This is a genomic window from Desulfosporosinus sp. Sb-LF, from assembly GCF_004766055.1.
Taxonomy (GTDB): Bacteria; Bacillota; Desulfitobacteriia; order Desulfitobacteriales; family Desulfitobacteriaceae; genus Desulfosporosinus.
The window spans coordinates 311,694-324,645 of sequence record NZ_SPQR01000002.1 but is presented as its reverse complement, the minus strand read 5'-3'; the positions used below and the strand labels follow the sequence as shown (position 1 = coordinate 324,645).

Genomic DNA, 12,952 nt, shown 5'->3' with positions numbered 1-12,952 from the left:
CCTTTAAGCATCTAGATTACGTACATCTTTAGCATGACGATTAATAAAGTCACGGCGCGGTTCGACTTTGTCTCCCATTAAGACCGTAAACATTTCTTCAGTTCTCATGGCATCTTCCATAGTAACTTGTAAGATCGTTCGTTTTGCTGGGTCCATCGTGGTTTCCCACAACTGGTCAGGATTCATTTCTCCTAAGCCTTTGTAACGTTGAATCTCAACTTTTTCCCTACCTATTTTTTCTAGTATCTTACTGAGTTCGTTGTCTGTATAGGCGTATTGAATATCTCTCCCTTTTTTAACCTTAAAGAGAGGGGGCTGAGCAATATAAACAAAATGATTTTCGATTAATGGTCGCATATAACGATAGAAGAAGGTTAATAACAGTGTCCGAATATGAGCACCATCCACGTCAGCGTCAGTCATAATAATCAGCTTATGATAGCGCGCTTTTCCTATATCAAATTCATCGGAAATCCCGGTTCCCATTGCGGTAATCATAGCTCTAATTTCAGCATTTCCCAGAATTTTATCGAGTCTCGCCTTTTCTACATTTAAAATTTTCCCACGTAAAGGCAAAATAGCTTGGAACCGTCGATCTCTACCCTGTTTTGCTGAACCGCCTGCACTGTCCCCCTCGACCAAATACATTTCACACAGATCTGGTTCTTTCCAAGAACAATCCGCAAGCTTTCCTGGAAGGGAGGTTCCTTCTAACGCACTTTTACGACGGGTCAACTCTCTTGCTTTACGAGCAGCATCTCGCGCTCGGGCGGCTTGTACAGATTTATCAATAAACTTTCTTGCAATTGAAGGGTTTTCTTCTAAGAAAACACCTAAGCCTTCTCCAGTTGCAGAATCCACTATTCCCCGTATTTCGCTGTTCCCAAGTTTAGTTTTCGTTTGCCCTTCAAACTGGGGATCAGGTACTTTTACTGAAATAACAGCAGTTAATCCTTCCCTAATGTCGTCACCGGAAAGATTGGTATCACCGGTTTTAATCATATTGCTTTTACGAGCGTAATCATTGACTACCCTAGTTAACGCAGACTTAAAACCAGCCTCATGCGTTCCACCCTCTTGAGTATTAATATTATTGGCATACGAAAATAAATTTTCGGCGTAACTGTCATTATATTGCATGCATACTTCGACTTGAACATTATCCTTCGTTGTTTCAATAAATATTGGCTGAGGATGTAAACAATCTTTGCTTTTATTAAGATAACGAACAAAATCCTGAATACCACCCGTATGTAAAAATGTTTCTTTAATATTTGTTCGCTCATCAGTTAAATTAATTGTTACACTTTTGTTTAAAAAGGAAAGTTCTCTAAGCCGATGTGTTAAAATATCAAAATCATAAATCGTATCTTCAAAAATGTCTGGATCAGGAATAAAGGATATCTTTGTTCCGTTATTCTCGGTTGACCCAAGATTAATTAGTTCAGTAGTTGGTTTACCTATGGCATATTCCTGATGATAAACATGTCCACCTTTAGAAACTTCTACAACCAACCATTTTGACAAAGCATTGACGACACTTAATCCCACTCCATGAAGACCACCCGACACCTTATAAGCACTTGCGCTACCGCCAAATTTGCCACCGGCGTGTAATACCGTTAGGGCTACTTCAACAGCCGGTTTACCAGTCTTGGGATGAATATCTACAGGAATCCCTCGACCATTATCTACTACGGTAATGCTATTGTCTTCACGAATGAAGACATCAATTTGATTACAAAAACCTGCTAACGCCTCATCAATACTATTATCAACAATTTCATAGACAAGATGATGAAGCCCACGGCTACTTGTCGTGCCAATATACATACCAGGACGTTTACGAACAGCTTCGAGTCCTTCGAGAACTTCAATTTGCCCTGCATTATAACTGTCATTAGGATCCTGAACTTGAATATCTTTGTTTTCTTGCAAAGCTGTTTCCTCCCAAAAAATACCTTCAACCTTTTTATTGTACACTAAATTTCGTACTGATTCAATTTAGAAACCAATCGCTGATAACAAAGACTCATATATTAATTATTCAAACCCTATTCTTAAAAAAAGAACGTTTAAACAAAGTAATAGATGAAATAGGCGAAAAATAATATTCAGAACTCGTAATAATTAATGTTTTTTCTTTACCTAGTTCGGAAATATAATTCACTTTTTTATTATCTTTTATATCATTTATTATTTTTTTACTAGTTTTACCTTCTTTTGTAGTTTCTAAGTCAATAATTGCAACAATTTTATCTTTCTTAATCAGAACATCGCTACCAAGATGTAAGTACAATTATGGCTCCCTCCTTATATGTCCTTGTTCTACACGGTAAAGTGCTCCGGATTCAAGATGACTCTCAGCACTTGTCATTGTTATTAAGGTCTGAATGCGAGATGACTCAATGAATTTTATTAAGTAGTCTCTCCTGAAACGATCTAATTCAGACAATACGTCATCAAGTAAGAGGAGGGGATATTCTCCTTTTTCTTGACGAATAAGTTCCAATTCAGCAAGTTTTAAGCTCAAAACTAACGAGCGCTGCTGCCCTTGAGAAGCGTATAAACGTGCCGGTCTATCGTTTAGAAGTATTTGCACATCGTCACGGTGCGGACCAACCAATACCATTTGTCGTTCAATTTCTTGTTCCAGTTTATCATGAAGTAATTGTGAGAATTCAGCAATAGCATTATTAATATTTCTTTTACCTAAAGCAATGTACAAAACTTGTATCTTTTCTTTTTCCGATGAAAGATTCATATAGATATCATCCGCAACCCTTTGAATTCGTTCAGCTAGTTCAGCTCTATTGCGAATAACCTTTTCTCCCAATTCAAGTATTTGTTCATTCCAAAGTTGTAATTGCGAATATTTAAGGGATTTTTCAACATAAGATTTTAAAAGTGCACTCTTTTGCTGCACCGCCTTATTATAAGCATTAAGAAGGCTTACATGCCCTGGACGCATTTGTGCAATATGTAGGTCCAAAAATCTCCTCCGCTCCGCAGGCCCTCCTTTTATCATGACAAGGTCATCTGGAGAAAAGAAAATTACATTAATGGTACCAACAAAATCCGATAAGCGACGACAAGGTACTTGGTTAACCTTCACAATTTTCTTTTTGTCGCGATAATGACTCTCTAGCAAAATTTTATGGCGAGCCAATAGAAAGTCCCCGTAAAGATGGAATTCGCTTTGCTCCCAACGCAAGAGTTCCTGTTCCCTTTGTACTCTATACGATTTTCCTGTCAAAAGGTAGTAGATTCCCTCTATGATATTAGTTTTTCCCTGACCATTATCTCCAACCAAAATATTCGAACCAGGCATGAATTGTATTTTTTCATCTTGATAATTACGGAAATTTTGTAGGCATAGATTATTGATCATCATAATATTGAGTTAAGACGTTCTTACAGGTAAAACAAGATAAAGATAATTCGGATTGTCTAAGGGACGCATCACACCAGGGCTAAATGGACCAGAAAGCTCAAAAATAATTTGATCGCTGTCAATTACTTTCAAAGCATCAATTAGAAATTTGGCATTAAAGGCAATCATGACATCCTTACCCTCCATCTCAATGCCAATTTGCTCCGATATTTTACCTAATTCAGACGACTGATCAATTCTTAATTCGTCCTTTTCAACATTAATTCTGATAATAGTGGCTCCGTTTTTGTCACGAGAAAGTAAAGAGGCCCGCTCGACAGCTTCTAGGAAGCTTTTTACGGATAAATTCACTTTGGTTTCACACGTTTGAGGAATTACTTGTTTGTAGTTTGGAAATTGGCCTTCAATCAGACGGGAAACTAAATAAATCAATCCGAATTGAAAGACTACTTGAGTTTGACTAAAGCTAATGGTTAAGACTTCATCCTCATCTCGCAATAGGCGATATATTTCCGATAATGTTTTAGCAGGAACGATACCACTAAATTGTGACCCTTCGGGGTTAGATATTTCTGCAAGGCTATAGGCCAAGCGATGTGTATCGGTTGCAACTAAGCGCACATTGGACCCTTCAATTTGTAAAAGTGTTCCAGTAAAAACGGGACGATTTTCTTCCATTGCACAAGAAAAAACAGTCTGCCTAATCATGTTTTTGAATATCGGAGTGGGTAAAGTGAATGAAATAGGATCAAAAAAGTCTGGAAACAAAGGAAATTCATCAGGATCATACCCATTTAACACAATCTCAGATTGATAATAACCAATTGTGATTGTTTTTTCTCGTTCTTCTAAGGTTATAGATGTATCTGGAAGTTTCCGTACAACATCAGTAAAAAGCTTAGCAGGTACGATCATGGTTCCTTCTTCAACCACTTGGGCCGGGACTTCACAACGAATCCCCATTTCGAGATCAGTCGCTGCAAATTGTAAAGACTGTTGTTCTGCTTTGATCAAAATTCCCTGAAGAATAGGCAACGTGTTTTTATTAGACACAGCCTTTTGAACAGCATTTACTCCGGAAAGTAGTGCCTCTTTTGAGCAGAAGATTTTCATAAGAATCGTATCCTCCTAAAAACTTTATCCTCATGGTTCTAAAACGGGATATTAATAATAAGATAATAAAATAGTAGTTATAGTAGTATTACTTGTCAACATGTGGACAAGTAAGCTAACCATGCTAAAACACTGATAAAAAGCAGGTTGAAAAAGGTGTGGACAGACGGATTGATATTATCCACATGTCCACATGTAAAAATTAATGTTTATTTTATTAAGATATTATGAACAGGATGTCCACATAAATTTACAAAAAAAATTAATCGGATTGAATACGTTGAATCATTTCATTAATTTTTTTCTCTAGTTGTGGATCATTAAGTAAGGCTTGCGAAATCTTATCATGTGCATGCATTACGGTGGTATGGTCTCTACCACCAAACTCGTCACCGATTTTTGGCAATGATGAGTCAGTAAGTTGACGGGAAAGGTACATGGCAATTTGCCGTGGAAAGGCCACTGCACGTGTCCGTTTTTTAGCCTTGAATTCACTGGGCGATAGATGGAAATAGCCTGCAACTGATTGCTGTATAATATCGATAGTTATTTCCTTTGTGTTATTAGCTGGGATAATCTCTTTTAACGCTTCTATCGCTACTTCTGCAGTAATGGGGATCGCACTTAGAGACGCAAAAGCCATAACTCGGATAAGAGCTCCTTCAAGTTCACGTATGTTGGAACGAATCTTATCTGCAATATAAACCATTACTTCATTGGGTACTTGAAGGTTTTCCATCTTAGCCTTTTTTCTTAAAATAGCAATGCGGGTTTCCAAATCTGGAGCCTGTATATCAGTGATAAGTCCCCATTCAAATCGGGAACGTAAACGGTCTTCCAGGGTAGGGATCTCCTTGGGAGGACGATCAGAAGAGATAATTATTTGTTTATTTGCTTCATGGAGCGCATTAAATGTATGAAAGAACTCTTCTTGAGTCCTCTCTTTGCCTGCTAAAAACTGAATATCATCAATCAGGAGAATGTCCACGTTTCGGTAATGATTTCGAAATTCAATGGAGTTCTCGTCTCTGATAGAGTCTATAAGCTCATTCGTAAATTTCTCACTGGAAACATAAAGAACCTTGGTATTAGGTGATCGTTGAAGTACATAATGACCGATAGCATGCATTAGGTGGGTTTTCCCTAATCCAACTCCTCCATATATGAAAAGGGGATTATAAGATTTGGCCGGTGACTCAGCGACCGCTAAAGAAGCTGCATGTGCAAAACGATTGCTGTTTCCTATGACAAATGTGTCAAAGATATATTTAGTATTAAGAGAATTAGGCAAAGGCTCAGCTTGTTGTGGGTCAATAGGGGAAATTGGAAAGGACTGAATTGAGTCTTCGCCATAGGACCCTTCTTGATTGGGTATAATAAATCGGAGACTTACGGAATGTCCCAACACGGACTGAACTGAAGATCGGATCAAAGGTGCATAGCGACTCTCTAACCAATCTTTTGCAAATTCATTGGGAACACTTATGACAAGTGTGTCTCCATCAATTTGAAGAAGCTGTGTGGAACTTAACCATGTTTCAAAGCTTGGTTTGGAAAGTTCACTTTTCAGCTTTTCTAGCGTTTCCTGCCACAGTAAGTGAGGTGAGATAGGCTGTGGTGGCATGGACGGACCTCCCTTGTCTAAGAATGTAAGAATAATGACAATAAAAAAGTTATACACAAACTTATACACATTTGTGGATAACTCGATCTAATTACGTACTGTGGATAAAATATTACTCGATATATAGTTGTCGTGAGGTGGTGTAGAAACATAATAACAAGTTTTTGAAGGGTTATCAACAGGAAGATAGAGACTTTATTTAAATTATTCACAGTGGATAACTTTTTTAATAATATTGTTATCCACATCTTATCAAAGTCCCTTGCTTGACAGAATAAAAATTATTAGAGTATAATCTCTAAGTAAGTTTGATTTTGAATGTTTTTTTCGTTTGAAATAAAGGAGGTGTCGTTAAATTGAAGAGAACATATCAACCGAAGAATCGGCGTCATAAACGCGTTCATGGTTTCTTAAGTCGCATGAGTACACCAACGGGGCGAAATGTTTTAAAACGCCGTCGTTTAAAGGGTCGGAAGAAGTTGTCAGTTTAAGGCCGCAATTATGTGGCCTTTTTTTAAATAATTTTTTTTATATAAAACAACTCTAAACGTTTAAACGTGGGTTGTAGGAGTTAAAATATAATTAGGTCTAAGGTATGTTAGCCTGGAGGAGTTATGTTAAAAAGAAAATTCCGCTTACGCAAAAAATCAGGCTTTCAAGAGATCTTTGCAGCCGGAAAAAATTATTCTGTAAAACATGTAGCTATTTATGTACTCAAAGGTCCAAAACGTTTCGGTTTTGTAGCTTCTAAGAAGGTCGGCAATTCAGTTCAGAGAAATCGCGCAAGGCGACTTATGCGAGAGGTTATTCGTCTGCATATGCCGGAACTTAGAAAGGACCGGCAAATAATTTTAATTGCAAGGGCAGGAATCAAAGGAGTTTCTTATTGGGAAGTCGAAAAGTCTATGATGAATATGTTAAAGAGGGCGGATGCCCTTATTAAAAGTGAGTAAACTACTATGAAACTAAGCTTAATTTTTATGATTCGCGTATACCAAAAGATTATTTCGCCTTTAAAAGGTCAATCTTGTCGATTTTATCCGACATGCTCGGAGTATTCGATTCAGGCTTTACAAAAGTATGGTTTTATTTTAGGAAGTTGGAAATCGATTAAACGTATATTGAAATGCCACCCGCTTAATCCCGGAGGGCATGACCCAGTTTAAGGAGGGCTTTTGTGAACATTTTTTCTATTCTTATTCAAGGAATGACCTATTTGTTGCATATACTCTATAACTTATCTTCCGCCGTAGGTCTTCCTTATTATGGAGTTGCGATTATACTTTTGACTGTAATCATTAAAACCTTGATTTATCCGTTAACTTATAAGCAAATGGCATCAATGCGTAAGACGGTTGATTTACAACCTAAAATTAAGGCTATTCAGCAAAAACATAAGAATGATAAAGAAAAAGCAAATCTTGAGGTCATGGAATTATATAAAGAACATAAAGTAAACCCTATGGGCGGATGTCTCCCTATTGTTGTACAGTTGCCGATTTTCTGGGGTTTATATAGCACATTAAGAAATTTCCCTTATGGTTCAGATACTGCAGCTCACTGGTTTTTGGGTTTTGATTTAACGAAGGTCTATGGATTTACTCCCTCATATCATTTGATTTTACCTATTTTTGCTGCAGCAACAACGTATCTGCAAACAAAAGTAACGAATCCAAATGCTTCTACAGATCCTACTCAAAAGACAATGTTGTACATTATGCCAGTATTTTTTGCTTACATAAGCGCCACCGTTCCTGCTGGATTGGCTTTATATTGGGTAACAATGAATGTAGTTTCGATTCTTCAACAACTTTATATTAATCGTAAGTTATCGAATGAAAAGAAGGCTGCATAGTAGTTAACGGGGAAGACGTGAGGAGGAGCGTTCATGAGGGTTACAGAGAAAAGCGGGAAGACGGTCGAAGAAGCTATTGCTGCTGGGGTCTTAGAATTAGCCGTTGATCGTGATCGTGTAAAGGTTGAAGTTTTAGAAGAACCTACTAAAAAAGGTTTATTCGGTCTCTTTGGAAAAAGCCTTGCGAGAGTTCGAGTTTCTTATGAAGATGATCCAGGCTTATTGGCTGCAGACTTCATTCATAAAGTTTGTCAAACTATGGATGTAAATGCGACTACTCTCGTGAGTAAGAACGGTGAGCACTGGCATATTGATATTACCGGACCTGAACTTGGGATTCTGATCGGCCGACGCGGAGATACTTTAGATGCGCTTCAATATTTGACTAATTTAGCTGTAGCTAAGAAATTGTCCGAGCGTGTTCGTATAATTGTCGATGTAGAAGGATATAGACAACGTCGTGAAGAAACGCTAGTACGTCTCGCGAAAAGATTGTCTGAAAAAGTAAAGCGGACCGGAATAAGGATAGTCCTAGAACCGATGAACCCTCATGAACGAAGGATTATTCATACTTCTTTACAGGATGAAGCTAGAATTTCAACATTTAGTGAGGGTAATGATCCAAATCGGCGTGTTGTTATATCACTCAAAAGAGCATAGAGGCAACTTTACTTTTATGCTTCCCAAAACTTCTATTTTTGATTGTACGTGGTAGTTTAGTTTGAGTGAGGGGAAAAACCCCTCCTTTTTTTATACCAGTCTAAAAGTATTATTTTGGGTGTATCCGCTAAGGCTTGGCGCAAGCCAAGTTTTTTATGATTTGTTGAGAGTATTAGACCGATTATTTGAAAAGGCTATAATGTAGCTAACTTTTAATTAAATGGAGATGATCCGGGTTTGGAAGATACCATTGTCGCTATTGCGACAGCTATGGCGGAAACAAGTATTCATATTTTAAGATTATCGGGGGCGGGGGCGGGAAAGATCATTGAAGCCTGTTTCCATCCTCAATCTATGAAACGATGGGTCCGACGCGAAAATTTCACCCTAAACCTTGGAATTTTTAGTGACGAGGATAGAGTTCTTGATCAAGTACTGATCGGTAGAATGTTGGAACCGTCCTCATTTACTGGTGAAGATGTCTATGAAATAAATTGTCACGGTGGTCCTTTCGTTGCTCAGAGAATTTTACAAGCATGTATTCGTCATGGTGCACGTTTAGCTGAGCCTGGTGAATTTTCTAAAAGAGCGTTTTTAAATGGCAAGCTTGACTTAGTTCAAGCGGAGGCTGTTATTGATTTAATAAGTTCCCGAACTGAGACAGCTGCTAATTTGGCCTTAACTCAGTTAAATGGGGGACTCTCAAAGGCTATTATTGATTTACGCGAGGAAATTCTGGAAATTCTCGCCTTTATTGAAGCTGGAATTGATTTTCCTGAAGATGATGTTGAAAGCTTGGATCGAGAAAACCTTGAAGTACGAGTAACTGTTGCTCTTAATCACATTCAGAACCTTTTGGAAGGAAGTAAAACAGGTAAAATTTTAAGAGATGGTCTGCTAACTGTTATCGTCGGTCGTCCGAATGTTGGTAAATCAAGTTTGTTGAATGCGCTATTGCATGAAGAGCGAGCCATCGTGACCGATATTCCGGGGACAACGCGTGATGAAATTAGAGAGTCCGTGAGTGTGGGCGGAATTCTGCTTCAACTAGTGGACACTGCAGGTATTTGCGTGAGTGAAGATGTGGTAGAACGTCTTGGAATCGAAAGAACGTGGAAAGCATTAGAGAATGCAGAACTTATCTTGTTGGTTGTTCAGGCTAACGTCCCCTTAACTGACGATGAACATTATATTCTAAGGACTTATGCGGAAAGTGTTATTGTTCTTGTGAATAAAATAGACTTGTTAAAGGCTACAGAAATACCCTGTTTCAATGAAAAGGGAGTTTGGATTCCTTTTTCTGTCCTCGAACTTAGGGGTTTTAAAGAGCTTGAAGCTGAAATTTCAAGAAGAGTTTATAAAGGGGAGTCTATGCTTGAATCAGCTCCACTCCTTTCTAATGTACGACATATTTCTTCACTGGAGCGTTGCAATACTGCTCTAACACAGGCGTTGAAGAGTATTCAAAAGGATATGCCTTGGGATATCCTTTCGATAGATATTCGTCAAGCAGTTGAAAATATTTCTGAAATTACGGGACATAATGTTCAAGAATCTCTTCTTGAAGATATCTTCTCTAGATTTTGTATCGGAAAGTAGGAAGAGTTTTGGAATACTTCGCTGGAAAATACGATGTAATTGTCGTTGGCGCAGGGCATGCTGGTTGTGAGGCTGCCCTTGCCGCGGCACGTTTAGGGTGCGAGACCCTCTTGATTACTTTAAATATTGACACAATTGCACATATGCCCTGTAATCCATCGGTAGGTGGGCCGGCTAAGGGTCATTTGGTTCGAGAAATAGATGCTTTAGGTGGACAAATGGGAATAGTGGCAGATGAGACTTCCTTGCAAGTTAAAATGCTAAATACCGGAAAGGGACCTGCTGTCCATGCTTTGCGACTACAATCAGATAAACAGTCGTACCATAATCGGATGAAGGATGTTCTCCTGGCCCAGCCCAGGTTAACTATAAGCCAAGGATTGGTAGAACGACTCATTGTGGATAACACCATGATCAGTGGCGTTGTGACGCGAACTGGTGCGTGTTTTAGAGCAGAGAGCGTTGTCCTAACAAGCGGCACATATTTACGTGGAAGAATTATTATAGGCGCTGCTATGTACCAAGGCGGTCCAAACGGGCAGATGCCAGCCATGTCTCTTTCGGATTCATTAAAAGATTTTGGCATTGAATTAGGAAGGTTTAAAACTGGTACACCACCCCGAATACATCGACACTCAGTTGATTATGCCAAGTTTCGTTGCCAACCTGGGGATAATCTGCCGTTGCATTTTTCGTTTATGCCCACAGAGAGCCAATTTTGGCACAATGATCCCTCTAAGCAAGTTCCATGTTGGCTTGGCTACACAGCTTCTAAGACACACGATATAATTCGAGAAAACCTCTATCGTGCGCCTATGTACTCTGGTGAAATTGAGGGAATTGGTCCCCGTTATTGCCCTTCGATTGAAGATAAGGTAGTGCGGTTTGCCCAACGAGAAGCACATCAGATATTTTTAGAGCCGGAAGGATGGCAAAGTGACGAACTTTATGTCGCGGGCTTATCGACTAGTATGCCGGAGGAAGTTCAGATTCAGATTCTACAGAGCATTCCAGGACTTGAACAGGTCCGAATGTTACGCCCAGGATATGCGATTGAGTATGATTATGTTTTACCTCATCAACTTTCTCTAGGCTTAGAGTTACGACAGTTACCGGGGTTGTTTACGGCAGGCCAATTAAATGGAACCTCTGGATATGAAGAAGCCGCAGCCCAAGGATTGATGGCTGGGATTAATGCCGCACTTCGGTCGCTTGGAAAAGATCCTTTTATCCTTCGTCGTTCGGAAGGTTATTTAGGTGTTTTAATAGATGATTTGGTTACAAAAGGGGTTAAGGAGCCTTACCGACTTTTGACGTCTCGTGCTGAATACCGTCTAATTTTACGCCAGGATAATGCTGATTTAAGGTTGACTGAAAGAGGACGATCTATAGGGTTAGTCAATGAGGAGCGTTGGATACGTTTTCAAAGGAAAAAGGAGAACTTAGAGTATATCAAGAAACTCTGGAAATCTACTGTTTTCTCACCGCTGAGAGAGGATTTACAACATGTCATGATTGAAGCAAAATCAACTCAGACTCGTGGAGGAATTAGTGCTGAGGAATTAATTCGTAGACCGGAAATTTCTATTACTCATCTAACTAAGCTTTTACCGGAGTTAGAAAACTGCGACGTCGAAGCACTAGAAGAAGCGGAGATTGAAATTAAATATGAAGGCTATATAGAAAAACAATGGGCGGAGATCGAGAGGTTTACAAAGTTAGAATCCCGTAATCTTTCGAATTTGCTTGATTATGAAGAAGTGCGCGGCTTATCTACTGAAGGAAGGCAACGACTCATGGAGGTCCATCCCCTTAACTTAGGGCAGGCTTCTCGTATTACAGGAGTTAGTCCAGCAGATATTTCCGTATTGCTTGTTTTCTTAGAACAACGGCGCAGAGGGGGAGTTCGATGATGTTTCAGGAATATGCGCCGGTGATACAAGAATTAACTGATAAGCATTTAGGATATAGTTTATCTAATTTGCAGGTTACTCATTTTTGTGATTTTGGAGCTCTTTTACTTGATTGGAACCAACGGTTAAACTTAACAAGAATTACAGATCCTCAAGATGTTATATTAAAACATTTCATTGACTCGATGGTTCTTTCAAAATTTATTAGAGGTAAATCTTTTGCAGACTTAGGTACTGGAGCCGGTTTCCCTGGTATTCCACTAAAAATTTTACATCCGGAATTGGATATTGTACTCGTGGATTCTTTAAAGAAACGTTTGGACTTTTTAGATATCGTGATAGAGTCCTTAGGACTAAAGAGGATTAAGACAGTCCATGCTCGGGCTGAAAACTTTGGAAGAGATGTCCGTTATCGAGGGCATTTTGATACTGTAAGTTCACGCGCTGTGGCTCGTCTACCGGTCTTATTAGAGTACGCTTTACCAGTTCTTAAGGTTGATGGATTGCTCCTAGCTCCAAAGGGAGCTCAAGTTGACGATGAATTAGCGGAATCCCAAAAGGCATTATCTCTTGTAGGGGGTACTATTGAAGGGGTAGAACATTTTAATCTAGGTTCAGGAGCAGAGCATAGGGCTGTTGTTGTAATTAGAAAGATTAGGGAAACATCATCACAATTCCCACGTCAAGCCGGTACACCTGCGAAAAAACCAATTTGTTGATACAGATTGGTACGTTTGGAGCGTTGCTTTGAGAAGTAGGGCTCTTTTTTATGCAATTCTGTGAAGGATAAATGA

Annotated in this window: 13 protein-coding genes; 8 read left to right on the top strand and 5 right to left on the bottom strand. The window is 39.0% G+C overall.

Annotated elements, in window-relative coordinates:
* Positions 1-3: 3 nt before the first annotated feature.
* The 5 genes from gyrB to dnaA all read right to left on the bottom strand — a co-directional run bounded on the left by gyrB (position 4) and on the right by dnaA (position 6,131).
* Complete coding sequence (gyrB, locus tag E4K68_RS04340) at positions 4-1,938, bottom strand: DNA topoisomerase (ATP-hydrolyzing) subunit B (RefSeq protein ID WP_135377501.1); 1,935 nt, start codon at positions 1,936-1,938, stop codon at positions 4-6.
* Between the two features lie 109 nt (positions 1,939-2,047).
* The gene (locus tag E4K68_RS04335; protein ID WP_135377500.1) at positions 2,048-2,299 is read right to left on the bottom strand and encodes an extracellular matrix/biofilm biosynthesis regulator RemA family protein; all 252 of its coding nucleotides are present in this window, start codon (positions 2,297-2,299) and stop codon (positions 2,048-2,050) included.
* Complete coding sequence (gene recF, locus E4K68_RS04330; protein WP_135377499.1) at positions 2,300-3,394, bottom strand: DNA replication/repair protein RecF; 1,095 nt, start codon at positions 3,392-3,394, stop codon at positions 2,300-2,302.
* A gap of 9 nt (positions 3,395-3,403) precedes the next feature.
* Positions 3,404-4,507: a DNA polymerase III subunit beta gene (gene dnaN / locus E4K68_RS04325; RefSeq protein WP_135377498.1), complete on the bottom strand. Its 1,104-nt coding sequence runs from the start codon at positions 4,505-4,507 to the stop codon at positions 3,404-3,406.
* A gap of 262 nt (positions 4,508-4,769) precedes the next feature.
* Positions 4,770-6,131, bottom strand: coding sequence for a chromosomal replication initiator protein DnaA (gene dnaA / locus E4K68_RS04320; RefSeq protein WP_135377497.1), 1,362 nt, complete (start codon positions 6,129-6,131; stop codon positions 4,770-4,772).
* Between the two features lie 356 nt (positions 6,132-6,487).
* On the opposite strand from dnaA, the gene rpmH reads away from it, so the two are divergent.
* From rpmH to rsmG, 8 genes are all read left to right on the top strand, one after another.
* Positions 6,488-6,622, top strand: coding sequence for a 50S ribosomal protein L34 (gene rpmH, locus E4K68_RS04315; RefSeq protein ID WP_135377496.1), 135 nt, complete (start codon positions 6,488-6,490; stop codon positions 6,620-6,622).
* A 123-nt stretch (positions 6,623-6,745) separates the two neighbouring features.
* Positions 6,746-7,084: a ribonuclease P protein component gene (gene rnpA / locus E4K68_RS04310; RefSeq protein WP_135377495.1), complete on the top strand. Its 339-nt coding sequence runs from the start codon at positions 6,746-6,748 to the stop codon at positions 7,082-7,084.
* Positions 7,085-7,090: 6 nt separating this feature from the next.
* Complete coding sequence (yidD, locus tag E4K68_RS04305) at positions 7,091-7,297, top strand: membrane protein insertion efficiency factor YidD (protein WP_135377494.1); 207 nt, start codon at positions 7,091-7,093, stop codon at positions 7,295-7,297.
* A gap of 41 nt (positions 7,298-7,338) precedes the next feature.
* Positions 7,339-7,986 (top strand): YidC/Oxa1 family membrane protein insertase, encoded by a 648-nt coding sequence (locus tag E4K68_RS04300; RefSeq protein ID WP_135377656.1) that lies wholly within the window; start codon positions 7,339-7,341, stop codon positions 7,984-7,986.
* 33 nt (positions 7,987-8,019) lie between these two features.
* Positions 8,020-8,646: an RNA-binding cell elongation regulator Jag/EloR gene (gene jag / locus E4K68_RS04295; protein ID WP_135377493.1), complete on the top strand. Its 627-nt coding sequence runs from the start codon at positions 8,020-8,022 to the stop codon at positions 8,644-8,646.
* 237 nt (positions 8,647-8,883) lie between these two features.
* Positions 8,884-10,245, top strand: coding sequence for a tRNA uridine-5-carboxymethylaminomethyl(34) synthesis GTPase MnmE (gene mnmE / locus E4K68_RS04290; protein WP_135377492.1), 1,362 nt, complete (start codon positions 8,884-8,886; stop codon positions 10,243-10,245).
* An 8-nt stretch (positions 10,246-10,253) separates the two neighbouring features.
* A complete protein-coding gene (mnmG, locus tag E4K68_RS04285) occupies positions 10,254-12,158 on the top strand; it encodes a tRNA uridine-5-carboxymethylaminomethyl(34) synthesis enzyme MnmG (RefSeq protein ID WP_135377491.1) in 1,905 nt (634 codons plus the stop codon).
* Positions 12,158-12,877: a 16S rRNA (guanine(527)-N(7))-methyltransferase RsmG gene (rsmG, locus tag E4K68_RS04280; RefSeq protein ID WP_135377654.1), complete on the top strand. Its 720-nt coding sequence runs from the start codon at positions 12,158-12,160 to the stop codon at positions 12,875-12,877. Before mnmG ends, rsmG begins: the two co-directional genes overlap by 1 nt.
* Positions 12,878-12,952 lie beyond the last annotated feature (75 nt).